We start from the raw sequence: 22,901 nt of genomic DNA on the forward strand, positions 1-22,901 counted from the left end.
GGGTCAACCTCACCAAGGCTGCGGTGCTGTAGCGCACTGGCCCGCTAGATGACGGCTCTCGACCCAACTCAGCCCTGAAATAAACGCGAAGACCACCTCAAAACGGACATGACATGCGGTACGGCAGTGGCAAAGTGTGTAGCGTCCACTACGGAACCAGCGCGTTCTGCGTCATCGACTTTTCAAAAATGCACGCTTTTTCCCGGACGACATTCGCCTCAATTTCCGTCCATCCTAGGCCGCATAGAAGGTGCGTCGCTCTGGCACGCAGCATAGGTACAGCACATCCTCTCCTCTTGCGGTCACAAGCTGTTCGGCTGCATTGACAAGCGCCGACCCCATTCGATGTCTGCGATATTACGGATCTACCCAAACATGAGCAACCCAAGGCGTTAGGTCTGGTCGTTCGACCATGTCTGAGCTGATTACCGAAACAGTGCCGACAAATTCCGGCCAGCGTGCGCCACCACTGGAAACGGATCAAAATCACACAAAATCGGGCACTTTAAAAGTTTTGCTTGCAGCGCAAAAGCATGCCGTAAAGGTCTTTTGGTTCATCCGGATCAGCCAGAAGGTCGAGTTCGACGTAGAGCCCCGTCTCCTGAAGTTTGCTACGAACGTATCGTAGAGCGGAAAAGTCCTCTATGGCGAAACCTACACTATCGAAGAGCGTAATGGCGCGGTCGGACTGACGTCCCTCGTTTTTTCCTGCCATCACTTCCCAAAGTTCCTTCACAGGGTAGTCGGCATCTAGTTGTTGAATCTCACCTTCAATGCGTGTTTGCGGCGGATATTCGACAAAGATGTCGGAGCGCAGCAAGATGTCCTTGTGCAGTTCTGTCTTGCCTGGGCAATCGCCACCAACGGCGTTAATGTGGACGCCTGGGCCGACCATGTTGTCGGAAAGGATGGTGGCGCATTGCTTGTCGGCCGTGACGGTCGTGATGATGTCAGCCCCTTCGACCGCTTCCTGTGACGTGGCGCATTTGATAATCGTAAAGCCTTGCCCCGCAAGATTGCTGGCGCAGCGGTCTGTTGCAGAAGGATCAAGATCGTAAAGGCGCAACACGTTCACGCCAACGATCGCTTTGAAGGCCAGCGCCTGGAATTCGCTCTGCGCCCCATTGCCGATAATCGCCATTGTTTTCGAGCCTTTGCGCGCCAAATGCTTGGCGGCGACGGCGGACATAGCGGCGGTGCGCAAAGCTGTCAAAATCGTCATTTCGGAAAGCAGCATTGGATATCCGTTTCCGACATCCGATAGCACGCCGAACGCCGTGACAGTCTGGCGTCCCTCCTTCGTATTCTTGGGATGGCCGTTGACATATTTGAAGCCGTAGAGCGTTCCGTCACTCGTCGGCATCAATTCGATAACACCTTCATCGGAATGCGAGGCAATGCGCGGCGTCTTGTCGAACTGCTCCCAGCGGAGGAAGTCCTCCTCGATCACGGCGGCAAGCTCGGTCAGAAACGTGTCGGTTCCAACCGTCAGGACAAGCTTCATCATATGATCGACACTGACGAAAGGAACTGTGTTCAGATTTGCAGGGGTGGTCATGGATGTTATCCCGTTGGCTTTTGGCAGCGGATTGAGACACGCAGTGTTGTCTCCTCCAAGCTGCGTCAAATATCGTTGCTGGCGTCGTTGAGGAATTGGTCCACAATGTTTGCGATGAGATTGGGCAGAACCTCAAAAGCATAGGGGGCATGGACCCGCTCAAGCTTTTGATGAAACTCACGCCCCCATGGCCCTATGTTGACCGCTGGAAAGCGCAGCGCATTCGCAGGAGGGCGGTCGATCAGGCGCGAAATCGGCGTGTTCTGAGAAACCACATCGCTGCCAGTCGCCGCTTGACCGAGGAAACTCATATCGGAAATGCCCTGAAAATGCGGTTTCCAGGTCAGGCTCCGGTCTAGCTCGTTGCCAAGAGAAACCCGTGCCTTTTCAATCGCCGTGTGCAGCGCGCTGTCGTTGACGTACTCCATGCGCAGACGGCTGGGTGGATAGTGCAGCCCGGAAAAGCCAACGACGATGGCTGGCCCCGAGAGGCGCGCCACACCGATTAGCCATTCGGTAAGCTGGCGGGTTAATGACAGAGGGTTGTCGATGGCAGAAAGACTGGATTCCTTCTCAGCATAGTGTGCTTCGAAGCCTTCTCCCGCCACCTGCGACGCGAGCGCACGCAGTTCCGCAAACGTAACGAGACGTGGGGTCGCAGGCGCAGGGCCGGCACTCTTTCCCACTAGCCTGCCATATTCCAGAGCCTGAGCAGCGAAGCGATCGACAGCCTCAACGGCGCCGGTCAAAACCTCATTGCGGAAACGCTCGAACAGGTCTTCCGCCGACATAGCGTGGTACAGCCAATTGAAGGCGATCCAGAAACGTTCAGGCGTTGTGACCTCGTATCCGTCACGCAGGTCTTTGGCTTCAAGGCAGATTGGCGGCGGCGAAACATCGCTGTCATCCTTGTCAGCGAGTGCAGCGTTGCCCTCGAAACGCGACAGAATACCAGCAGCCATGGCCTGCGCGCTGACGCCCTCAAACGGGTAGCTTGCATGGGAGCTGCAACCGATGACAAGCGCAAACGGCAAAAGCTTGCCGATTGTGCCTGCGTAAACGGCGCGGCCTTCGCTGCCATCACCCTGGTCGGACGTGACATCCATGTTAACAGCGGCGGATATCTCGATATCGAAGGCTTGGGCAATGTCTGGCAGAGCATCGCGCAGCGAACGCATGCCGCGGCTTTCACGCTCTTCATCAGGCGTGATGATCAGCAGCAGATTGCCCTTGCGATCAGGACAGTTTGCAAAATGCTCAAGACAGGCGATGCCTGCCGCGTCACCGCTTTTCATGTCCAGCATACCGCGTCCGGGCAGAAAATCACCGCTCAGCAGATCCTGCAAAGCCCGCTCTTCCTGTTCGGAGCGTGCCCTGGCCGAGAGGTCGGCAATCAACGTGTCTTTCAGCTTGAGGCTGTCGCAGGCAAGCGGCTTGAGTTCGTGATAATTGTCGGTCGAAACCGTATCGAAATGGCCAGCCAAAGCGATTGTTTTGCGGCCCGTGCCGCGCACCAGTGCGACCACATTTCGCGTCAATGGATCGCCATGGCTTTCGATCAGGCGAAGGTCCTCCGGGTGGTCGCGAAAGTAAGGAATTTCCAGGAGCAACGCATGCAGGCGGTCGGCGAATTCTGCCTCTCCCGCTGTTCCAGTTTCACTGGGCCAAGAGACAAGGCGCAGGGCCAGATCTCGTACATATGCAGGATCCAGCGGTGAATTTTTATGTAGGCTCATGACAGGGGTCTTTGCTTAATAGGAGAGATGCTTGCGCAGGAACGCACGGGTCCGATCTTCCACAGGATTTGACAGGACATCGCCTGGCGCACCCTCCTCGACCACCACACCACCGTCCATGAACATGACGTGATCACAGACCTCGGCAGCAAATCGCATTTCATGCGTCACAATCAGCATGGTCATCTGTTCAGCGGCAAGTTGTTTCATGACCTGGTTCACTTCCTCCACGAGCTCCGGATCGAGGGCGGACGTTGCTTCATCGAACAACATGACTTTGGGTTGCATGGCGAGAGCGCGTGCGATGGCAACGCGTTGTTTCTGTCCACCGGATAAGCGGGACGGATAAGCATTTCCCTTATCGGCAAGCCCCACCTTCGCAAGCAGTGTATTCGCTCTGTCCAATGCCTCGGCTTTGGCCAGACCCTTGAGTCTCATCGGCCCGATCATGATGTTCTGCAGGACCGTCAAGTGTGGAAACAGATTGAACTGCTGGAACACCATGCCCATTTCCTGTCGGATATGGTTGATGTGGTTTTCGAAGGCGCGGCCTTTCAGCGGCCGGTTCACCTGCTCTCCATCCAGCCAGATTTCGCCACTGGAAATTGCTTCCAGCATATTGATAGAACGCAGCAGCGTACTCTTGCCCGAACCACTTGGCCCTATGATTGAGATGATCTTTCCGCGCGCGACACTCATGTCGATGCCCTTCAGTACCTCGTGGTCGCCGTAGGATTTGCGGATTTGTCGGAGTTGGATCATGGGGTTTTGTGCTGTCATCGGATTGCTTCCGCTTTTCTGGCTGCCTGCTTCAAAACAAGCTCCATCGCGATATTGACGATGTAATAGAGAACCGCCGCAGTGAGATAGAATTCAAATGGACGATAGGTTTCGCTGATGGCGCGCTGCGCGTTCAGCACAAGTTCTGCGATACCGAGGACCGAAAGGACCGCCGTATCCTTCAAAAGAATGATACTGTTGTTTCCAACCTGCGGAAGCGCTGCAAGCACCGCCTGAGGCACGATGAAGTACCGTAAGGTCGCACCCTTGCCAAAACCAAGCGTTCTAGCTGCTTCTGTCTGGCCGGAATCGACACCTCTCAGCGATGCTCCGAAAATATCGGCATTGTAGGCCGCATAATGCAGGCCCAGACCGATGACCCCTGTCCAGAAGGCTGGCAACAGGATGCCGACTTGCGATAGGCCGTAATAGAGCAGATAAAGTTGCAAAAGCAGTGGCGTGCCCATGAAAAGGAACATGACGCCGCGGATCGGCAGGCTGACAAGCTTTGGGCCGTAGAGTGTTGTCGTGGCTATCAGCATACCGAGTACAATGCTGATCGCACCGGCAAGCACGGTAATGAGGATAGTCCAGAGTAGTCCAGTGAAGAGGATTTCCCAGTAGGACGGGACGACGCTTAAATCGAGGCTCATGCGCTTGCCCTCTTGCTTGTGTCGCACATCCGTTCAATTGTTCGCACCATCAGCGAAATGGCGGCGACGATGACCAGATAGGACAGGCCAGCCAGGGCGAAGACTTCGAAAGGTTTATAGGTAGAGGTTACCAGGCGCTGTGCGGAATAGGTTAGCTCCACCACGCCGATTGTTGACACCAGAGCTGTGCTTTTCGATAGAATAACGGTGTTGACACCGAGAGAACGGATCATCAACGGCGCCGCCTGTGGCAAAACAAAGAGCCGCATGGTTGCGAAGCGACCAAACCCGATTGAGCGAGCAGCCTCTGTCTGCCCGCTCTCAACGGCCAGAATGGCACCTTTCATGCCGACCGACATGTAAGCACCGATATTGAGGCCCATGGTCAACACCCCGGCAATAAATGGTGTGAGGTCCAGGCCAAATTGCGGGCCACCGAAATAGACCAGGAAAAGCTGCACAAGCAAGGGCGTGCCCCGCATGATGCTGACATAGGCCGCACCGAACCACCGCAAAGGTCCCGTCTTGGAGAAGAGTGCAGTGGTGATGGCTGTTGCGATGACAAGCCCTATGGCCAGCGACGCAGCGGTCAGGCTCAGGGTCATCAAGGACGCCTCGACCATGAACGGGAAAATCCGCTTGATGAGTTCGATATCCATTTCGGCCTTTCCGGATTGGGCTTTCACGCAAAAATGGCGAAAGAACCATCTCACTGGTTGCGCGAAATCCCGTCACAGGCTTGCGCTGGAGAAGATAACGCCTGACGCGGTGATTGTGATGTATCCGCTGGAATGCAATGCTCCGGGAACTGTTGTCGCCCCGGAGCAGCACCATTTAACGGATGTCCGAACCAATCCACTTTTTCGAAATGGCTTCGTATGTGCCGTCTGCCATCATGTCTTCCAGCGCCTTCTGCATTGCTGCAGCGAGTTCTGGATTGTTCTTGCGAATTGCGATGCCGATATCAAAGCGCGGCAATGTGGAATCCTTGACCTGCTCGATGGCCGCGCTGCTCTTGTTGATCGCAACAAGAACCGGAACGTCATCTGCAACAATTGCATCGACGCGACCAGCGCCGAGGTCGAGAAGCATTTCTGGCAAGCCCTTATAGGTGCGAACCGTAAACTTGTTCTGGTCGCGAACCCATTTTTCCGACGTCTCGCCCAAAGTCACGCCAATGGTTTTACCTTCGAGGTCACCAATGCTCTTGACAGAGGCGCCTTTGGCAACAAACAAACCAAGCCCCGAGCGATAGTAAGGACCTACAAAGTCGATAGCTTTCTTACGCTCGTCTGTGATGCCCATGGAGCCGATGACGGTATCATAACGCCCGGTCACCAGGCCGGCGATAATACCGTCCCAAGCCGTGGTTACGATGTTTGGCTCAACCTTGAGGCGACGCGCCATCTCGGTTCCAATATCAACATCGAAACCAACAACCTTGTTGGTTTCATCAACAAAGCTAAAGGGTGGAAACGCACCGGAAAGAGCGACCGAAAGCTTTCCGGCCTTCTCGATCTTCTGAAGGTCATCCGCATGCGCTGCAGTCACGGTGGCGCACAAGCCAGCAATAACGAGCATTGAGGAAAAAACGCGCGACAGTCTCATAAATCCATCTCCCATCATAATCCGACTCACCGGATTACTGTTTAATCAGCGGTTACATGTGTAAGCGGCATTGATCGATCGGAAGCGTCAGACCCGTTTGCTTTAAGCTTGATCCCGCATTTTTGGTTGTCATGAAGCCCCGACTGAATTGGTTCTAGCGATTGTCGCCTGAACAAAAAAGAACAGGAACTGTCGTTTTTTCTATACATTTGACGATATAATCAATATTTTGACGAAAAAGGAATTTCACCATGGATGAGCTGGACAAGCGACTGATTTCGGAGTTGCGCGTTAATGGTCGCGCTTCCGTTCCTGAACTGGCACAATTGCTTGGCGTTGCTCGCGCCACGGCCCAAAAACGCCTGGATCGGCTGATCGGCAACGGTGACATCAAGGGTTTCACGGTCCGACTGCGGGACGATGTAGGGAAGGACTTTATCCGGGCGTTCATTGTGATCGAAGTGGAAGGCTCTCCGAAGGCGACGATTTCCGCTATAAAACGTCTCCCTGGTGTCAAGGCGCTGTCCAACACCAATGGCATCTGGGACATGATCGCAGAGATTGAAGTGTCAACGATGTTACAGCTGAATGAATTGATCTCGACGGTGCGCGCCACCAACGGAGTGGCTAAGAGCGAAACCTACATCATGCTTGGACCGGCGTGATGAGCCACAATCCTGAAGGCATATGTGGTCAAAAAGTTGCTTGATGAGATTCGCACTTACGACCAGTATGTTATAAATTCGGCGAAGTGGTTGGTTAGAAAGAATCTCCCGCCCAATCTTCATGGCCGTGCCGTATGCGGATGACGAATACGCTCCCGTCTTCAATGATGCGATACACGACAAGGTGAGCCTTGAAAGGATGGATCCTGACAGGAGGAGAAATCTCATGGCGCTCGCGTGCCATTCTTGGGTTGGTGGCGATTAGCTCGAGCAAGGCAAAAAGCTCATCGTGATATCGTTTGGCGACTAGTGCTCCGAAGATGCGGATGCCTTCTTCTGCAATGGAAATAATATCCTCTTCCGCTTGGACCGATAGGCTGAATGGCATTAAGCGCGTCCGCGGCTGATGGCGGCTCGAGAGGTGGCTAAAGCAAACAACTCTTCCGTTGAACGGCTCCCAACTCCGCTTCCGATCCCGTCGTCGACAAATCGCTGCATCTCGGCAATCTTATCCGTACGGGCTTGGTCTCTGCGGATCAGGTCCCGGACATAATCGCTCGCATTCGAGTATCGACCTGTCTTGGCCTGTGCTTCAACCCAATCTTTCATGGGGTCTGGCAGAGATACATTCATCGTCGCCATTCGAGTCTCCTTATGCCTCAACATACTGGATGATGGCAAAGTTTGTCAAACTAATGATGAGGTCGCAATTACAGCTCTTGAGCGGAGTAGAACCTACGACCGCGCTGTTGCTTCGCGTCGATCTCATCTAGACCCTGAGGGATGTCAAAGGCTTAGAGTCCACGCGCTCGTTTAGCTAGTGCCTTTCCACCATGTAGGATGACCGGCTTTTGAAAAACCACGAACCCGCGACCACCCGTGAGATCGCAATTCGCCATAAATTACCTCCTGCTCAACAAAAACATTAAGAAGGGAGCTCCGACGAGAGCGGAGACGAGGCCTGCAGGGATTTGGTAAGGAGCGGCGATCGTGCGACCGATAAAATCCGCTGCGACCATCAGCCCGCCGCCGATGACGGCGGCACCTATCATCTGCGGCAGGGCTCGCGTGACACCCGCCTCCCTGGCAAGATGGGGACCCATGAGACCCACGAAGGACAATGGACCGACGGTCAGCGTCGCGGCCGCGGTCATAAGTCCGGCGAGCCCAAATAGCGCCAATCTTGATTTTGCCAAAGGCATACCAACGGCAGTTGACGTCGCTGGCCCAAGCGGGAGGATGTTTAACCAGCGGCGCGCACCCAAAGCGGCTGCGATCAATACTGCTCCAATAGCCACTTCCGCCGCAGCGGTCGTGCCTGAGACCAAATATGTTGAGCCGCTCATCCAGCGCATTAGCAGGACCGCTCTCGGGTCTCCTGTCGAACTTAGTATACCGACGACCGCATCAACCATCGCGCTGAGCGCAATGCCTGCCAGCAGAATGCGTTCCGGAGCGAAATTGGACTGTCTCGAAGTTAACAGAATAACGGTAAGAACGGAGACGGCACCGCCAACGGCAAATACGAACTGGCCGGAAAAACCAGGGGCAATGGCAAACAGCGCGATGGCCACCCCAAAGGTCGCGCCCGCGCTGATTCCTAAAACTTCCGGACTTGCCATTTCATTCCCGGTCAACCTCTGGAGGATCGATCCGGCCACGCCAAGCATCGCGCCGGACGCAAGCGCCGCGAACACTTTTGGCGCGCGGATCGCAAGAATATCATCGACGTATTCCCCGGAAAGGAATGTCCAGCCGCCAGCCTGCCCTCGGCCAACAAAAAGGCTGACAATCAGAAGAACCAAGATGCCGGTAAAAGCGACGACTGCCAAAGCTTTTGTATTCCATTTTCTGGGTCGCGGGCCAGATACAACCGGCTGAAGTCTATGGCGAATTTTCAACCGCGGTAGCAGTGCCAGAAGCAACGGCGAACCAAATATTGCCGTGACTGCGCCAGTCGGTAGAAAGTCGCCGAGCCCTCCTGCAGTGAGTTGCAGGACGGAATCGGCAAGCAGAAGTAGGCCAGCACCGATGATGGGTGACCATATGATCAACTGCATGGGCCGACGTGCGCCGGTAAGCCTTGCAAGTGTGGGAGCGACCAGCCCGATGAAGCCAATGACGCCAACAGCGCTTGTGACAAAAGCAGCAAGCGTCACCGCACAGGCGACAACAACAATGCGAAGGCGGACCAGCCTCACCCCAAGTGCTGCCGAACTGCTTTCTCCCAGATCAAGCAGCGACAGCGGCCGCATCACGAGTGCGCAGATGAAAGCAATGACGGCAATTTTCCAGCTGAGCGACAAGGGGATCACCCAGCTCTGCTGCGATAATGAACCGGCACCCCAGATGAAGAGGCTCGCGAGATATCGCTGATTGAGATATGTTAAGATCGCCGCAAGTCCGCCGCACCAGAGGCTCAGCACAAGGCCCGCGAGAACGAGAGAATAAGGAGAAAAGCCCCGGCGCGCGCCAAAACCCACGACGATTGCAGCAGCGACAGAACTTCCCAGCAAAGCGACGACGTCGCGGCCGGCACCGAGAAGGCCAGGCATGAAGAGCGACACCAGAACCAGTGCAAGATTGGCACCAGCCGATACGCCCAGCGTCGTTGGATCAGCCAGCGGATTTCGCAAAACCTGCTGGAAAAGGGCCCCGGACAACGCAAGCGCACCTCCGGCAAGCACCGCCGTGCCGAGACGAGGCAAGGTCGAATAGTAGAGCACCATGCGCTGAATGTCGTAGTTGTGTAATGTTGTTTCCGAAAGTGCCGGCTCCACCAGAAGCCATGATGCCAAGCACCCGCCGCAGAGAAGCACGACAGACACAATGGCCGGCCCGAGATTATCACGCCAAATTCCGTTCATGCGTCTTGTTCCAGTAGATCGGTTACCAGACCTGCGAACCGAACGGCCTCGTTGACCATGCCGAACATCAGCGCTGGCGGGACGACCGAAAACTGACCCGGTCTCGAAAATGGCAGCGCTTGCCACAAGGGGCTCTCCGCGAGTTTCGGCAAGACGTCTGGCGGAATGGGATCGAATGCGATCAGCTTTGCGTCCGTTTGGGTTATCACGGAAAGCTCCTCTATGCCGATCGTCTCAAAGCCCCAATAGTTTGACTGCCGTGTCCAAGCGTTGCGTACGCCAATGCGCTCAAGTGCATTGTGAAACAGACCTGGAGCCGAATAGACACGGACATGTCGCGCATCCATAAAGCTTACCAGCACGACCGGTGGAACGGCTATGCCAGCCAGCCGCCTGTGGCATTCGTTGAAGAATGCGTCGGACCGTTCCAGAAACTGCTCGCCCTCGATATCACGTTCGAGTTCGGCTGCCAGTTTTCTGGTCGCCGTCATAGCCGCCGGCAAAATTTGGCCCGCATCTGGCGTAAAGATTTCCATCCGAAAGATTTTTGCAATCGGTTGAAGCTTCGGCAGTAGCTCGTCAAGGTAAGGTGTTGTGACAATGATGTCCGGTTTCAACTGTATGAGGCGTTCAAAATCGACTTCATAGGAACTTCCGATGTCGATAACCGACTTTGGTACGACAGGATCGACAACCCACCTGCCCCAGTCCGCGAGCTCTGATATTCCAACCGGCGTCACCCCAAGCGATAACAGCGTCGACGTCGCTCCGTAATCGAGACTGACTACCCTTTTTCCGACCACCTCGGCCAGCAGAGACGTCGGCGTTGATATGGTCATAGCCGCCGCGTAATGGAGAAATGAACGCCGTGAAATCTTCATTCTGGCCATAACCTCAGCACGCATAAGCGAGCGGATACGACAGGTGCGGAACGGAAATCACGTCCATGTCGATACCGTAAATGGCATGAAGCGTCGTCGGCACCAGAATTTCCCCAGGCGTCCCGCTTGCCACTACCCTCCCGCCTTTCAGGGCGTGAATTCGATCGCAGAAACGTGCGGCCATGTTAATGTCGTGAAGAACGACAATGACGCTCCGACCGTATTCGCGAGCCAACTGCCGCACGAGAGAGAGCACTTCGACCTGATGGGCGATATCCAGCGCAGCAGTTGGCTCGTCAAGCAACAAACATCCGGCATCCTGCGCGATCAGCATCGCAATCCAGGCCCGCTGTCGCTCGCCACCGGAGAGTGTTCCGACTACACGTTCTGCAAAAGCCTCGATATGCGTTGCAGCAATGGCCGCCTCCACCTTTTCCTTGTCGAGAGCAGAGAACCGGCCAAGAGCTCCGTGCCACGGATAGCGGCCGCAACCAACGAGTTCTCGGATCGTCATTTCTGATCCTGTCCCGAGGTCTTGCGGCAAGTAGGCGACAGACCTCGCAAAGTCGCGACTGTGATATTGCGTTATGTTACGACCACCATAGGCGACGTAACCCGAGGTCGGCGTGATCTGCCGCGCCAGAATTTTCAAGAGGCTGGATTTGCCCGATCCATTGTGCCCGACTAAAGCCACGACCTCTCCTGCCGGAAAATCGAGGCTGACATCCGATAGGATTGCGCGCTCGTCGATCATAAGACCGACGTTGTCGACTGCAAACGCTCGCATTGTGTCAGGCGCGTTCTGAGCTAGCTGGACTGAGACCACGTCAACTCCTCTATCGTAATATGGAACGGCGAAAACGAAGGTGCTTGTCACGCATTCGTAGTTACCAAGTCAAAGGCAATGCCGACGGCACGATTGACGGCCGGTCCGACGACGGACATGTGGGTCTGCCCTGCAAAAACTTCGAACTGCGTGCGAATGCCGTCAACGGCATTCAATCGTTCTGCCATCTCCTTGGCCAATGCCACAGTCCGCTCAGCTTTCCGCCTCTCCAGGCGCGATGCTGCATCTGCGTTTCGGTACTGGAAGGGCGCAAGGTCATCGCCCTCATGCTCACCGGCCGAAAGATGCAGGAAAGACGACCGTCCTATCCTCTTGCGGTTAGCCTCGTTGTTATGAATTTCACTACCTTCCCAATAGATGGTCGGGCTCGCGGCAATCCAGTTGGCAAAGAGATCTGGACGTTCAAAAAGAGCGTAGAGTGTGAAAAGACCGCCAAAGGAATGCCCAAAAAGCGACCGACGCTCCCCATTGATTGGCACCCGATCGGCAAGCAGAGGCAACAGTTGTTTTTCGATGAAGTCGAGTAGTTCCCCCGTCCCACCAATACGGACCGGTGGACCACCTTCGAAATACGGCGGATAGGATTTGAGCGGCGGCGGACCCAGGTCCCACGCCCTGCGCAATGCATCATAGGGTTGGTCGGACGGATATCCGATTGCCGCGATAACGCCCCAACCGACATTTGTTCCCGTGGGATAAGGCGCTTGCGTCACCAGACTGGCAACCGCAAAGGGAAAGGTCGCATTGCCATCTGTCATGACGAGAAGCGGCCATCCCTCGGCAGGCGGTTCTCCTGCGGGCATATACAAGAATATACGGTACGGTTCGCCGCCCGCAGATGGTTGCACGTCGAAGTAAAGGGCTCCGGGCAACGCATATCGCTCTTCAGTCATGCTCATCTCGCTCTGGGTTTTTCAGGGGCACCATTCGACAGATGTCTCAGCATTTCGCTCCGGCCTGAGTGTTATCTTTAGGACGACCGAATCGATTGATTGAGGCTGTGGTTGACCCCGTCACCACTTATATTTCAGCGACCCTAAAACCGTACGGCCCTGGCCGAAGTAGCAGTACCCCCCATTGCAAACCTGCTCTTGACGGCCGGCGAGGTTTGTCGCGCTCACAGCAAGCGAAAGACCTTTCAGGTCGGGTGACTTCACACCGAAATCGTAAGAGAGTGAAGCATCAAAATAGACTGCGCCGGCATTCTTGGCCGTATTGATGTCATCGGTAAAGGATTCGCTTGTTGCACGTATTCCACCACCGATGCTGAAACCACCGATAATCAGATCTTCCGCTACGGTGTAATTGGCCCACAACGAAGCCATATGCCGGGGCGTAGTTGTCGGCGTGTTACCTATGATGGAGGTGTCGAGATTTCCCGTGATTTCTCCATGGGTGTAGGTGTAGGCAGCGACCAGACTGATACCGTTGTCAAACGTAGTGCGACCTTCGACCTCAAAGCCGGTGAAGGTATTTTCACCCGAATTTTCATAGAGAAAGAGCGGAGCGGAAAAGCCCGCATATTGTGGCTTGCCTGTTTCGACCAGCTTGTAGACCGAAGTGCTGAGAGAATAATTTTCACCGTCGGGCTGGTATTTTATCCCGGCTTCAATCTGGCGGCCTTCCGTTGGATCAAGCACGCCACCGTTCGCGGAACGCTGCGTCGAGGGCACAAAGGAGGTTCCATAGCTCACGTAAGGAGCAAGGCCATTGTCGAAGAGATAGAGGAGCCCAACCTGTCCGGACAGAGCGCCGTCATCCTTCTGGGAACCGGTCGCAGCCACCTTGTCCCGTGTTTCCTGATGCAGCCAGTCGTAGCGCAGGCCGCCGACGAAACGCCAATTTCCGATTTCCGCCTGCTCTTGCGTGTAAAGTCCCGTCTGGCGGAGATCGTTACTGGTAAAGCCCGTTAGTGCCGGAGACGGTGCGTTGCCGATATCAGCAGGGAGGGTCGAACCATATCCGTCGGCGAAATCCGAATTCACACTGGTGTAATCTAATCCCGCGAGGAGCGTATGGGAAATGGCGCCGGTATCGAATTTGGCCTGCAACTGGTTATCAATCTGATAGGCGCGCACTTTGTCAGTTACAGCTGCAGTGGGCCAAGGATCGGCGGGAGCGCTGAACATGGTTCGACGGTCTGCATATCGCGCCCTGAGATCAAGATCGCTCGCTCGCGCGTTTTGCCTAAACGTAAGGCCATTATCAAATTCATGCTCCAACTGATAGCCTAGCTGATACTGCCGAACCTTCTGGTAGTCGTAGTCCGGGTCGCTGACGCGATAAATTTTCCCGTCGTTCTCGAAAGTCCACGCGCTCGATTCTGTTTCGGTATCCTGAGCCAGGCCGTAGATTGTGAATTTAGTCGCCTCGGTTGGTTCCCATGTGAATGATGGCTGCAGCAAGTAGCGGTCATCCTGGATGTCGTAGTTGCTCTTCCCTTGACGAACGAGACCGACGACGCGGTAGAACAGTTCGTCGCTTTCGCCGATTGGTCCACCAAAATCGAATGCCGCCTGCTTGCGCGCAATGGTGCCGTACTGAACCTCAATCTCGTGATGCGCATCCTTTAGAGGAAGCTTGGAAATCTTGTTGACGATGCCGGCAGCGCTCGCAGCTCCGTACATGACTGAGACAGGACCTTTCAGAACTTCAACACGGTCGAGCGTGTAAATTTCGGTTGTGAAAGCACCGTAGTTCATCACGGGCTGGCGCAGACCGTCGCGGAAATCACCGCTCTCAGTTGTTTCGATCCCTCGGATAGTAATCTGGTCAAATCGCGGGTCGTAGCCGAAACCACCCGTACTCACCCCAGAACTGTACCGCGTCGCTTGAACCATGTCAGTCGCGCCGCGCTGTTCCATTTCCGTTCGCGTGACAACAGAAATCGACCGCGGTGTCTCCACCAACGGCGTGTCGGTTTTCAAGGCAGAGACGGCGCGTGTTGGAACGATGGTATCATTGTCCTCACTGATCGTCTTTCCGGAGCCTTGTACAATGATTGTCTCAAGTTGTGTCGTACCGCCAGCGGCATCCTGCGCAAATGCGATGCAAGGCGTGAAACCTGTGGCCATCGCACCAGCGAGTATTGTGGAGGTTAGAAGATTGCGATTTTTCGGGAAATGGTCGAAAGAAAATTTCATTGCCCTATCCTCTTCGGCGAGCGGCAGATTTCGGTAGTGATCCGGAAGGTCACAGATGAAGGGGAGCAGCGAGGAAGGTCGCCGAGCGGGATGTTCGCCAACTCGACGTATAAGAACTGAATTTATTACAATCAACAAATATGATAGACGAAATCAACTTTTCTGGGGAAAGCGGCAAATTCCCTGAGACGAGCCCAGAAGGTGGTGGCCCAACTCGAGTGAGTAATCTCCTGCCTAGGCACGATAACCTAACGGCAAACTGACCACGCCACGACGGCGGTTCTATCTGCACGCCTTGATGTGATATGAACCGTTTACCCGGTAACTGACACCCCCGCCATAAGCCAAAATCTCAATACGTCACCGTGACGCCAACGGTATCTGTGTAGGTTCCAGCCGGGGGGGTAGTCTGTGGTGGCACGCGACCGTAGACCGTCAGGTTTTGGATGAGCCCGTTACCCGTTCCCCCCGCCAGGAGGTTCGAGACGGCGCCCCAGAGTTGAGATCTGGCGGCATCTCTGAACAAACCATAGGTAATCGAATGGCTACCATTGGTCATCTTGCGTGCAACTGGGGCAGCGTTGGCCAAGCCCCCATTGAGACTGATGGAAAAAGGAAGACCTGCTGTGCAGTTAACGGCGATTTGGCTGGCAGAGTCGATCTGGCTTTTAAGCAAGCCGTGGCTCCCAAAGCTCAGGGTCTGAGCTGAGACACTGCATGTCCGATCCACGAAGCTCAGTATATTGAACGCGGCACTGCTTGGATTTTGAGTGATCGATACGCAGGACGGGGCGATCAAAGTGTAAGGTGCCCAGGTGACCCGGGCATGGGCGCTAGAAAAGGCGGAAGAGTAAGCTCCCCCGGGAACCGTCTGCTGGTTAGGAAGGACGCGAGCGTAAACGGTCCTAGTCGTCGCCAGCGTTGTCAATGGTAGCAACAGGAAGTCAAGTGGCCGAGGCGCTCCGAGCAAGTTATGATTGGCTGTGCCCCAAGGTATGGTTCGCGATGCATCCTGATAAAGCTGATACTGAAGCATGTTAGAGCCACCAGCCATGGTTCGAACGCCACCAGTCATTCCTCCCGCGCCGCTGTCGATACTGAGGCAAATTCTGACATTTGTGCTGATATTGAGAAGATTGGCGCAGTTGATGCTCGCCGCACCCCCGCCGGGTCAATTCTCAGTGAAAATCAACACGGACGGGATAGGAATGGGCCTTTCTATCTGCCGATCTATCGTTGAAGCGCATGGTGGCCGCATCTGGGCTACTAACAACTACCCCGGGGTGGCGTCATTTACCTTCACGCTGTCCAGCTTCGAGGAGACAGCCGTTGATAGATGACAAAAAGAACAGGCGCCCCACGGTTATCGTCATCGACGATGATCACAGTGTCCGCGAAGCTCTGAAGGGACTGTTTGAGTCTGTAGGACTCAGCGCCGAGACACATGCCTCCGTGAAGGAGTTTATCAACGCAGACGATCCCGAAAAGGCTGGATGCATCGTCCTCGACATCCGCCTTCCCGGCCAGAGCGGACTTGAGTTTCAGGAAGCGTTGGCGCAAAGCGACTAGCCCAGATCCGTCGTCTTAATTAGCGCTCATGTCGATGTACCCATGGCCGTGCGAGCAATGAAGGCTGGTGCCATCGATGTACTGACCAAACCTGTTCGTGAACAGGATTTGCTCGAAGCCGTAAACCGGGCCATTGCCCATGATGCACTTCGCAGGCTGGAAAGAACTATAAGGGCCACCGTCCAAACCAGTTACAAGTCGCTAACCGAACGGGAGCGCCAAATAATGGCATTGGTCATGGCGGGAAAGCTTAACAAGCAGATCGCGGCAGAGTTGCAGATCGCCGAGCCCACCGTGAAGCTCCATCGAGGCCATATGCTGCAAAAGATGAAGGCTACGTCGGTCGCTCACCTGGTCAAAATAGCTGACGGGCTGCCGTAACCCCACATTCTACGAACTGAGTTGGTGATGTGTATTATTTTTTTCCAGCTGAGGTCATGCCTGGGTGCCTATAGCGCGGTCAGATGCTTGCCGAAACACAATCCCGTCATACGTCTCAACTCTCCAACGCTAACCCATCCAGCCAATATCCGAGAGTGTGTTTGCCATGAATGAGAGGCCTGCCTGGAGTTCCTCGCGGCTCACCGTTCCCCCGAGGCAAACTCTGACATGTTCGTCGGGAGCACCCAGGACGGTGAAGGCATCCGATGGCATCAATCCCACATGGCGACCTGCCATACGGCCCATCAACTCGGCTCGACTGGCACCCATCGGCAATTTCAGCCAGATGTTGAAGGCCTCAGGCTCTCCCAGAAACTCGTACCCTCTCAATGTCTCGGAGGCGATTTTCTGACGTACCGCACTTTCCGTGCGAACAAAGCGGCGGATGGCGTCCGCCGTACCGTCCTCGATCCATCGCGTTGCAAGGGCCATACAAATTGGAGAGGGCATGACCGCACTGGCTCGCAGCGCTTGCGCGAGCGAATAGGCAGCCTTGGCGCTCGGCGCGACCGTGTAGGCAAGACGCAGACCGGCACCGAGGCATTTGGCCAGCCCGCCGATGTGCCAGGTGAGATTGGGTGCCATGGTCGCGAAGGGAGCTGGAGCCGACGCCGGAATGAAGCCGTAAGCATCGTCTTCGATCAGGGTCAGCCGATGCCGGATCAGCACTTCGGCGATCTCCATGCGACGCGCCTGCGGTATCGTTATTGTCGTGGGGTTCTGGACGGTGGGATTGAGGTAGAGTGCCTTGGGTTCATGGAGATGGATGGCGGCATCCAGTTTGTCGGGAAGAATTCCCGCACTGTCCATGGGTATGCCAACCAGCTGAAGTCCCATGCGCGCCGCAATGGCCCGCAGACCGGGATAGGTGATCGCCTCGCAAAGTATGACGTCACCCTGACGCGTCATTGTCGACAATATGGCCGTCATCGTCGCATGTGCACCGGGCGTAATGGCGATGCGTTCAAGGCTTGGGACCATTCCTCTTTTGGAAAGCCAGGAGGATGCTGCCGCCTTATCCTGATTGCCGCCAATCGTTGATTGATATCGAAGCAGCGAAATCAGATTGGCCGATACCGTGCGAAGGCCGTCCTGCATCCGCGCAATGAGCTCACCATCCTGCGGTTCAGGCGGCATGTTCATCGACAGATCTTCATCCCGGGAACGATGCGGGTTCGCCTCATGGCGGGAATGAGCCGGAGCGCAAGCGAATGTGCCACGCCCGACATGGCTTTCCACCAACCGTCTCGCATTCGCCTCGGCGTAAGCGCGGGTGACGGTTGTAAAATCGATGCCCAGCCGCTCCGCCAGCTTGCGTTGGGGTGGAAGCCTCTCGCCCGGCGAAAATTCACCGCGTTTTATGGCGGCCTCAATGGCATCCACAATCTGCAGATATCGCGGCTTTCCATCCGGCTTTAATATTGGAGGCCAACTCGGCATAGGCTTGGATTCTCACATCGGTTCTGTATTGTTTGCAATTGTATGGATCATTTAATGCGGTTTCAAGCGAGATGTTTGCCATATTTCAAGTTTAAAAACCGCGCAATATTTCGCCAATTTGCGCCTATTTTCTAAGCAAACAGCATCAAATCTTTGCACTACGGCAGAATCAATGAGCCGTTTCAGCTTTTATTGTATGGATATTACACTTGGTATTGATTCATACAATTTTCGTCGTACGCTTCAACATCCAAACCGCAAACAAGGAGCGAGATAGATGCCTCAGGTAACGCAGGAAGCCCATAAGGACGGCGATTTCTTCGTGGATTACGAGTCCAAGGTTTTTGAAGATGTGAAGGCAGATCCGGGCGAAAAAGCTCTTGTTACCTTCCACACAGTCGCTTTCGAAGGCTCTATCGGCCTCGTCAATATCCTCAACGCGATCCGCCTTCAGCGTAAGGGTTATGAGACCTCTATTCTACTTTACGGCCCGGGCGTTACGCTCGGCATCCAGCGTGGTTTTCCCAAACTTGGCGACGAAGCATTTCCCGGCCACCTGAATTTCAACAAGAACCTCGAACGCTTCATGAAGGAAGGCGGCAAGATCTACGCATGTCGCTTTGCCCTTCAGGCGCTCTACGGTCACGGCGAGCCATCGCTGATCCCCGGGATCATCCCCATCCTCCCGCAGGACGTGCTTGACTGCGTGTTGATCCACAAGAAGGCCAACGCGCTGATCATTGATACTTGGACTGTGTAATCGACGCTTGCGCGGCGCGACTGTTTCGCGTCGCGCGCCAGCCTGATGATCGTAAAGGAGCCAGCCGTGTCCAGAATCGTTCGCGCCGCCGCCGTGCAAATATCGCCCGACCTCACATCGCGTGCAGGTACGATGGAGCGAGTGCTCAACGCCATCGGCGAGGCCGCTGACAAGGGCGCGCAATTCATCGTCTTTCCCGAGACTTTCGTCCCCTGGTATCCCTATTTCAGTTTCGTGATGCCGCCGATGTTACAGGGTGCCGAACACCTTCGTTTGTACGAAGAGGCGGTCACTGTTCCTTCCATGGAGACGATGGCGGTTGCGGATGCGGCACGCAAAAGGGGCATTGTTGTTGTCCTCGGCGTCAATGAACGCGATCATGGCTCTCTCTACAACACCCAGCTGATCTTTGATGCAGACGGAAGCCTGAAACTCAAGCGCCGCAAGATCACGCCAACCTACCATGAACGCATGATCTGGGGTCAAGGCGATGGCTCTGGCCTGAAGGTTGTGGATACCGCCGTTGGCCGTGTGGGCGCATTGGCCTGCTGGGAACATTATAACCCCCTCGCCCGATATGCGCTGATGGCTCAGCATGAGGAAATTCACGCGGCTCACTTCCCCGGCTCACTGGTCGGCCCGATTTTCGGTGAGCAGATCGAGGTCACGATGCGCCACCATGCGCTGGAAGCCGGATGTTTTGTCGTGAATGCAACGGCATGGCTGAGCGAGGATCAGATCGCCTCAATCAATCCGGATCCAAAACTGCAAAAAGGTCTGCGAGACGGCTGCATGACCTGCATCATCACCCCGGAGGGGCGCCATGTCGTGCCGCCCCTTGTCGATGGGGAGGGCATACTGATTGCTGACCTCGACATGAAGCTGATTACAAAACGCAAGCGTATGATGGACAGCGTTGGACACTATGCGAGACCGGAGCTTCTCCACCTCGTCCACGATGCGCGGCCGGCGCAACCGCTTGAAATGTTCCAACCTGAGCTTGCCCCGCGCGATGCCAATGACACCCACGTAAAGCAGGAGCGTGAAGATGCGTGATAATGCTAGCACAGCTATTCCCGAGCTGATCAACGACCTGCAGACAAAGGGCATGCGTCTTGTCGATCCGCGCGCTGGACATGAGAGCCGTCGCGGTGGAGCTGGCCCTTCCGACCACAAGGCTGTGAGCTTCGGTGACACGACGGTCATGATCCCTGTTCACACAGCGCCGGCCTTCAACAGCCCCTATCTCGTGGAAGCGCCTGATCTGGAAGGGCGCTCGCGGGTCACCAAACACGGTGAGGTGGTCGCCAAGATCCGCTTCCCGAACCGGCCAAAATTCTACGATCTGACAACCGAAGACGGCATTCCCTATAACAAGATTGCGGTGCTTCATTCCCGCGACGTTCTTGCCACCACGGTGTTGCAAACCTGCATCCGCTATGAGAGCCGGAAAAAGACGTGTCAATTCTGTTCCATCGGGCAAAGCCTCGCGGCTGGAAGAACCATTGCCCACAAGACACCCCAGCAACTGGCTGAAGTTGCAAAAGCTGCGGTAGAGCTGGATGGCGTGAAACACATGGTCATGACGACAGGTACGCCGCCAGGGCAGGATCGCGGTGCATCGATCCTTGCGGATAGTGCCCGTGCTGTAAAAGCCGTCGTCAACCTGCCCATTCAGGTCCAGTGCGAACCGCCAGAAGACGATGTGTGGCACCAACGCATGAAAGATGCCGGAGCCGATGCGCTGGGCATGCATCTGGAGGCCGTCACGCCTGATGTTCGCAACAGGATCATGCCGGGCAAAGCCTCCGTGCCGCTCGAGAAATACTTCACCAGCTTCGAAGCGGCCGTCAAGGTCTTCGGACGTGGTCAGGTTTCGACTTATATTCTGGCAGGTCTTGGCGATACGAGCGAAGCAATCCTTAAAATCTCTGACCGGCTAGTGCGAATGGGCGTCTATCCCTTCGTTGTTCCATTCGTTCCGATTTCCGGCACGCCGCTGGAAAGCCATCCAGCGCCCAGCTCCGAGTTCATGGCCAGCATCCTGAACCCATTGTCGCAGATCATCGTAGATGGTGGGCTGCGAGCAACGGACATCAAGGCTGGCTGCGGCAAATGCGGTGCATGTTCAGCGCTTTCAACCTATGAAAAGCTGAGGGTTCCAGCATGAGCGGAATAAGCCACTCATCTTTTATCAGCCCGGAATTCATTATTCGTGCTGCAACCGAAAACTGGGAACTTCAAGGCGTTGCGCAGCTTCGCCACGCCGTGTTCGTTGATGAGCAGGGCATATTCAAACTGCACGACCGCGATGAAATCGACCAAGTCGCCATCCCTCTTGCGGCCATTACGACAATGGCGGCAGAGCCAGCCGAAATCGTGGGAACCGTCCGCATTCATGAGCCTTCGCCAGGCATCTGGTGGGGATCGCGTCTGGCCGTCGATCAACATTACCGGCGCGTGGGCAAGCTTGGCGCAGAATTGATCCGGCTTGCGGTCTGCTCTGCAAACGGCATGGGATGCACCGAATTCAACGCTCATGTCCAGGAACAGAACGTCCCCCTTTTCCGCCGCCTGCACTGGGACTGTGTCGAGACTGTCCAGCTTCACGGCGTACCTCACATGCATATGCGCGCTTCGCTGGCCCATTACCCCGCAATTCTCAGCCCCGAAACAGGATGGTGCACCAGACCGCGGAGGGTGGGATGACGCTGGAAGCGCTTGCAAAAGAGATTGCCACTCATCCCTCGATACGCAGCAAGCTTGATATTGCGTCGTCCACCAAAGCTCTTGGGATAACCGCAGCAACGATTGGCCTTCCCGGCGATGATGCCGCCGTTATCGTGCGACCGGAAGGGGGCTTTGATCTGTTTGCGGGCGAAGGTTTTATACCGCAATTCGTAAGCGACGATCCGTGGTTTGCGGGCTGGTGCGGCGTCATGGTCAACCTGTCCGACATCGCAGCGATGGGCGGTCGCGCAACAGCACTTTTGGACACGATCTGGGCACCGGATGTTGCGACCGCCGCCCCTCTTCTCAAGGGCCTCAGGGATGCGGTAGCAGCCTATGGCGTGCCCATTGTCGGCGGACATACCAACCTTCAAACCTCAGAGCTCGGCCTTTCGGTTTCCGTCCTTGGCCGTGCAACGCGGTTGATCTCCAGCTTTACTGCGCAACCCGGTGACGTCCTTGTCGCAGCGATTGATCATCGCGGCCATTATCGTCCACGTTTCGATAATTGGTGCGCGGCCCTCGATGCACCTCATGACCGCCTTCGCGGCGACTACGAGTTGTTGCCGCAATTGGCTGAGGTCGGGCTTGTCACAACAGGCAAGGATATCAGCCAAGGCGGAATAGCAGGCACGGCATTGATGCTGGCAGAATGCTCACGCTGCGGCTTCGACATTGACCTTGACGCGATCTCTCTGCCTGAGGGCGCCGAATTGGGCCGATGGTTGCGAACATTCCCCAGCTTTGGCTTCCTGCTGTCTGTCGATCCTGCCCATGCCGAGCGCGTCTGCGCGACATTCGCTGCACGTGACATATGCGCTGAGGTCATCGGGCAAGCCACGGCGGGTGAGCAGGTCAATTTCAAGCGCGGAGCTTCAATTGCACCGTTCTGGGATTACGGCGTTGCGCCTTATCTCTCTCTTCCCAAGGAGGTTTCCCATGCCTGAAGTTCACTTTACGATCCGCTGGCCGGATGGGTTGGAAGAGCAATGTTACTCTCCCTCGACGGCCATAAGGAGCCACCTGCAGACAGGGCAGACCTATCCGGTTCCCGAGTTCCTGCAGCACGTACGGGCCGGTCTCAATGAGGCCTCGGACCGTGTCGCCGCCAAATACGGTTTCGCCTGCTCCTCCGCGATGGATCAGTTGGCCAGAATTGAACAGACAGCTGCAAGCCAGGCCCCCGATGGCCACGTTGCTTGCCTGTCATTTTCCTGAAGGAA

At 55.6% G+C, this 22,901-nt stretch carries 22 protein-coding genes and 2 pseudogenes; 9 read left to right on the forward strand and 15 right to left on the reverse strand.

Going from position 1 to position 22,901, the window contains the following annotated elements; all coding sequences use genetic code 11:
* Positions 1–505 precede the first annotated feature (505 nt).
* The 6 genes from ACQZ51_RS20180 to ACQZ51_RS20205 form a co-directional block, all read right to left on the reverse strand.
* Positions 506–1,558: an ornithine cyclodeaminase gene (locus tag ACQZ51_RS20180; protein WP_448779959.1), complete on the reverse strand. Its 1,053-nt coding sequence runs from the start codon at positions 1,556–1,558 to the stop codon at positions 506–508.
* 65 nt (positions 1,559–1,623) lie between these two features.
* Positions 1,624–3,294, reverse strand: coding sequence for a M20/M25/M40 family metallo-hydrolase (locus ACQZ51_RS20185; protein WP_448779961.1), 1,671 nt, complete (start codon positions 3,292–3,294; stop codon positions 1,624–1,626).
* 15 nt (positions 3,295–3,309) lie between these two features.
* Positions 3,310–4,074, reverse strand: a complete 765-nt coding sequence (locus ACQZ51_RS20190; protein ID WP_448779963.1) for an amino acid ABC transporter ATP-binding protein — start codon at positions 4,072–4,074, stop codon at positions 3,310–3,312.
* Entirely contained in the window at positions 4,071–4,727 is a 657-nt protein-coding gene (locus ACQZ51_RS20195) for an amino acid ABC transporter permease (RefSeq protein WP_448779965.1), read from the reverse strand. Before ACQZ51_RS20195 ends, ACQZ51_RS20190 begins: the two co-directional genes overlap by 4 nt.
* Entirely contained in the window at positions 4,724–5,386 is a 663-nt protein-coding gene (locus tag ACQZ51_RS20200) for an amino acid ABC transporter permease (protein ID WP_448779967.1), read from the reverse strand. Before ACQZ51_RS20200 ends, ACQZ51_RS20195 begins: the two co-directional genes overlap by 4 nt.
* A gap of 175 nt (positions 5,387–5,561) precedes the next feature.
* Complete coding sequence (locus ACQZ51_RS20205; protein ID WP_448779969.1) at positions 5,562–6,335, reverse strand: transporter substrate-binding domain-containing protein; 774 nt, start codon at positions 6,333–6,335, stop codon at positions 5,562–5,564.
* A gap of 251 nt (positions 6,336–6,586) precedes the next feature.
* Between ACQZ51_RS20205 and ACQZ51_RS20210 the strand changes: the two genes are divergently transcribed.
* Positions 6,587–7,000: an Lrp/AsnC family transcriptional regulator gene (locus ACQZ51_RS20210; protein ID WP_448779971.1), complete on the forward strand. Its 414-nt coding sequence runs from the start codon at positions 6,587–6,589 to the stop codon at positions 6,998–7,000.
* Positions 7,001–7,094: 94 nt separating this feature from the next.
* On the opposite strand, the gene ACQZ51_RS20215 is transcribed toward ACQZ51_RS20210, so the two are convergent.
* From ACQZ51_RS20215 to ACQZ51_RS20250, 8 genes are all read right to left on the reverse strand, one after another.
* Positions 7,095–7,388, reverse strand: a complete 294-nt coding sequence (locus ACQZ51_RS20215; protein WP_038496495.1) for a type II toxin-antitoxin system RelE/ParE family toxin — start codon at positions 7,386–7,388, stop codon at positions 7,095–7,097.
* A complete protein-coding gene (locus ACQZ51_RS20220) occupies positions 7,388–7,642 on the reverse strand; it encodes a type II toxin-antitoxin system ParD family antitoxin (RefSeq protein ID WP_448779973.1) in 255 nt (84 codons plus the stop codon). The genes ACQZ51_RS20215 and ACQZ51_RS20220 overlap by 1 nt, the downstream gene beginning before the upstream one ends.
* Positions 7,643–7,902: 260 nt before the next feature.
* Positions 7,903–9,867, reverse strand: coding sequence for a Fe(3+)-hydroxamate ABC transporter permease FhuB (gene fhuB, locus ACQZ51_RS20225; protein ID WP_448779975.1), 1,965 nt, complete (start codon positions 9,865–9,867; stop codon positions 7,903–7,905).
* Complete coding sequence (locus tag ACQZ51_RS20230) at positions 9,864–10,748, reverse strand: iron-siderophore ABC transporter substrate-binding protein (protein WP_448779977.1); 885 nt, start codon at positions 10,746–10,748, stop codon at positions 9,864–9,866. The genes fhuB and ACQZ51_RS20230 overlap by 4 nt, the downstream gene beginning before the upstream one ends.
* 13 nt (positions 10,749–10,761) lie before the next feature.
* On the reverse strand, positions 10,762–11,535 hold the full coding sequence (locus ACQZ51_RS20235; protein WP_448780122.1) for an ABC transporter ATP-binding protein: 774 nt from the start codon (positions 11,533–11,535) through the stop codon (positions 10,762–10,764).
* Positions 11,536–11,621: 86 nt separating this feature from the next.
* A complete protein-coding gene (locus tag ACQZ51_RS20240; RefSeq protein ID WP_448779979.1) occupies positions 11,622–12,488 on the reverse strand; it encodes an alpha/beta hydrolase in 867 nt (288 codons plus the stop codon).
* A gap of 120 nt (positions 12,489–12,608) precedes the next feature.
* Complete coding sequence (locus ACQZ51_RS20245) at positions 12,609–14,738, reverse strand: TonB-dependent siderophore receptor (RefSeq protein ID WP_448779981.1); 2,130 nt, start codon at positions 14,736–14,738, stop codon at positions 12,609–12,611.
* A gap of 352 nt (positions 14,739–15,090) precedes the next feature.
* The gene (locus ACQZ51_RS20250; protein WP_448780124.1) at positions 15,091–15,888 is read right to left on the reverse strand and encodes a Csu type fimbrial protein; all 798 of its coding nucleotides are present in this window, start codon (positions 15,886–15,888) and stop codon (positions 15,091–15,093) included.
* 43 nt (positions 15,889–15,931) lie between these two features.
* Here ACQZ51_RS20250 and ACQZ51_RS20255 point away from each other — a divergent pair.
* Positions 15,932–16,078 (forward strand): annotated as a pseudogene (locus tag ACQZ51_RS20255) (ATP-binding protein); the annotation flags it as partial.
* Positions 16,068–16,688 (forward strand): annotated as a pseudogene (locus ACQZ51_RS20260) (response regulator transcription factor). The pseudogenes ACQZ51_RS20255 and ACQZ51_RS20260, both read left to right, overlap by 11 nt.
* A gap of 129 nt (positions 16,689–16,817) precedes the next feature.
* Here ACQZ51_RS20260 and ACQZ51_RS20265 read toward each other — a convergent pair.
* Positions 16,818–18,188 (reverse strand): aminotransferase-like domain-containing protein, encoded by a 1,371-nt coding sequence (locus ACQZ51_RS20265; RefSeq protein ID WP_448779983.1) that lies wholly within the window; start codon positions 18,186–18,188, stop codon positions 16,818–16,820.
* Positions 18,189–18,465: 277 nt separating this feature from the next.
* Here ACQZ51_RS20265 and ACQZ51_RS20270 point away from each other — a divergent pair, with 277 nt between their 5' ends.
* From ACQZ51_RS20270 to ACQZ51_RS20295, 6 genes are read left to right on the forward strand one after another with little or no spacing between them, the layout of a single operon-like run.
* A complete protein-coding gene (locus ACQZ51_RS20270) occupies positions 18,466–18,948 on the forward strand; it encodes an MSMEG_0572/Sll0783 family nitrogen starvation response protein (RefSeq protein WP_042616674.1) in 483 nt (160 codons plus the stop codon).
* Between the two features lie 45 nt (positions 18,949–18,993).
* A complete protein-coding gene (locus ACQZ51_RS20275) occupies positions 18,994–20,004 on the forward strand; it encodes a Nit6803 family nitrilase (RefSeq protein WP_448779985.1) in 1,011 nt (336 codons plus the stop codon).
* The gene (locus ACQZ51_RS20280; RefSeq protein ID WP_448779987.1) at positions 19,997–21,118 is read left to right on the forward strand and encodes an MSMEG_0568 family radical SAM protein; all 1,122 of its coding nucleotides are present in this window, start codon (positions 19,997–19,999) and stop codon (positions 21,116–21,118) included. The genes ACQZ51_RS20275 and ACQZ51_RS20280 overlap by 8 nt, the downstream gene beginning before the upstream one ends.
* Positions 21,115–21,657, forward strand: a complete 543-nt coding sequence (locus ACQZ51_RS20285) for an MSMEG_0567/Sll0786 family nitrogen starvation N-acetyltransferase (protein ID WP_448779989.1) — start codon at positions 21,115–21,117, stop codon at positions 21,655–21,657. The genes ACQZ51_RS20280 and ACQZ51_RS20285 overlap by 4 nt, the downstream gene beginning before the upstream one ends.
* Positions 21,654–22,625: a sll0787 family AIR synthase-like protein gene (locus ACQZ51_RS20290; RefSeq protein WP_448779991.1), complete on the forward strand. Its 972-nt coding sequence runs from the start codon at positions 21,654–21,656 to the stop codon at positions 22,623–22,625. Before ACQZ51_RS20285 ends, ACQZ51_RS20290 begins: the two co-directional genes overlap by 4 nt.
* Positions 22,618–22,896 (forward strand): MSMEG_0570 family nitrogen starvation response protein, encoded by a 279-nt coding sequence (locus ACQZ51_RS20295; RefSeq protein WP_448779993.1) that lies wholly within the window; start codon positions 22,618–22,620, stop codon positions 22,894–22,896. Before ACQZ51_RS20290 ends, ACQZ51_RS20295 begins: the two co-directional genes overlap by 8 nt.
* The last annotated feature ends 5 nt before the right edge of the window (positions 22,897–22,901 follow it).

The organism is Agrobacterium sp. CG674, assembly GCF_053521645.1.

Coding starts and splice junctions, on each gene's coding strand:
- ACQZ51_RS20180 (WP_448779959.1), bottom strand. CDS start 1,558: ATGACCACCCCTGCAAATCTGAACACAGTTCCTTTCGTCAGTGTCGAT.
- ACQZ51_RS20185 (WP_448779961.1), bottom strand. CDS start 3,294: ATGAGCCTACATAAAAATTCACCGCTGGATCCTGCATATGTACGAGAT.
- ACQZ51_RS20190 (WP_448779963.1), bottom strand. CDS start 4,074: ATGACAGCACAAAACCCCATGATCCAACTCCGACAAATCCGCAAATCC.
- ACQZ51_RS20195 (WP_448779965.1), bottom strand. CDS start 4,727: ATGAGCCTCGATTTAAGCGTCGTCCCGTCCTACTGGGAAATCCTCTTC.
- ACQZ51_RS20200 (WP_448779967.1), bottom strand. CDS start 5,386: ATGGATATCGAACTCATCAAGCGGATTTTCCCGTTCATGGTCGAGGCG.
- ACQZ51_RS20205 (WP_448779969.1), bottom strand. CDS start 6,335: ATGAGACTGTCGCGCGTTTTTTCCTCAATGCTCGTTATTGCTGGCTTG.
- ACQZ51_RS20210 (WP_448779971.1), top strand. CDS start 6,587: ATGGATGAGCTGGACAAGCGACTGATTTCGGAGTTGCGCGTTAATGGT.
- ACQZ51_RS20215 (WP_038496495.1), bottom strand. CDS start 7,388: ATGCCATTCAGCCTATCGGTCCAAGCGGAAGAGGATATTATTTCCATT.
- ACQZ51_RS20220 (WP_448779973.1), bottom strand. CDS start 7,642: ATGGCGACGATGAATGTATCTCTGCCAGACCCCATGAAAGATTGGGTT.
- fhuB (WP_448779975.1), bottom strand. CDS start 9,867: ATGAACGGAATTTGGCGTGATAATCTCGGGCCGGCCATTGTGTCTGTC.
- ACQZ51_RS20230 (WP_448779977.1), bottom strand. CDS start 10,748: ATGAAGATTTCACGGCGTTCATTTCTCCATTACGCGGCGGCTATGACC.
- ACQZ51_RS20235 (WP_448780122.1), bottom strand. CDS start 11,535: ATGCGAGCGTTTGCAGTCGACAACGTCGGTCTTATGATCGACGAGCGC.
- ACQZ51_RS20240 (WP_448779979.1), bottom strand. CDS start 12,488: ATGACTGAAGAGCGATATGCGTTGCCCGGAGCCCTTTACTTCGACGTG.
- ACQZ51_RS20245 (WP_448779981.1), bottom strand. CDS start 14,738: ATGAAATTTTCTTTCGACCATTTCCCGAAAAATCGCAATCTTCTAACC.
- ACQZ51_RS20265 (WP_448779983.1), bottom strand. CDS start 18,188: ATGCCGAGTTGGCCTCCAATATTAAAGCCGGATGGAAAGCCGCGATAT.
- ACQZ51_RS20270 (WP_042616674.1), top strand. CDS start 18,466: ATGCCTCAGGTAACGCAGGAAGCCCATAAGGACGGCGATTTCTTCGTG.
- ACQZ51_RS20275 (WP_448779985.1), top strand. CDS start 18,994: ATGATCGTAAAGGAGCCAGCCGTGTCCAGAATCGTTCGCGCCGCCGCC.
- ACQZ51_RS20280 (WP_448779987.1), top strand. CDS start 19,997: ATGCGTGATAATGCTAGCACAGCTATTCCCGAGCTGATCAACGACCTG.
- ACQZ51_RS20285 (WP_448779989.1), top strand. CDS start 21,115: ATGAGCGGAATAAGCCACTCATCTTTTATCAGCCCGGAATTCATTATT.
- ACQZ51_RS20290 (WP_448779991.1), top strand. CDS start 21,654: ATGACGCTGGAAGCGCTTGCAAAAGAGATTGCCACTCATCCCTCGATA.
- ACQZ51_RS20295 (WP_448779993.1), top strand. CDS start 22,618: ATGCCTGAAGTTCACTTTACGATCCGCTGGCCGGATGGGTTGGAAGAG.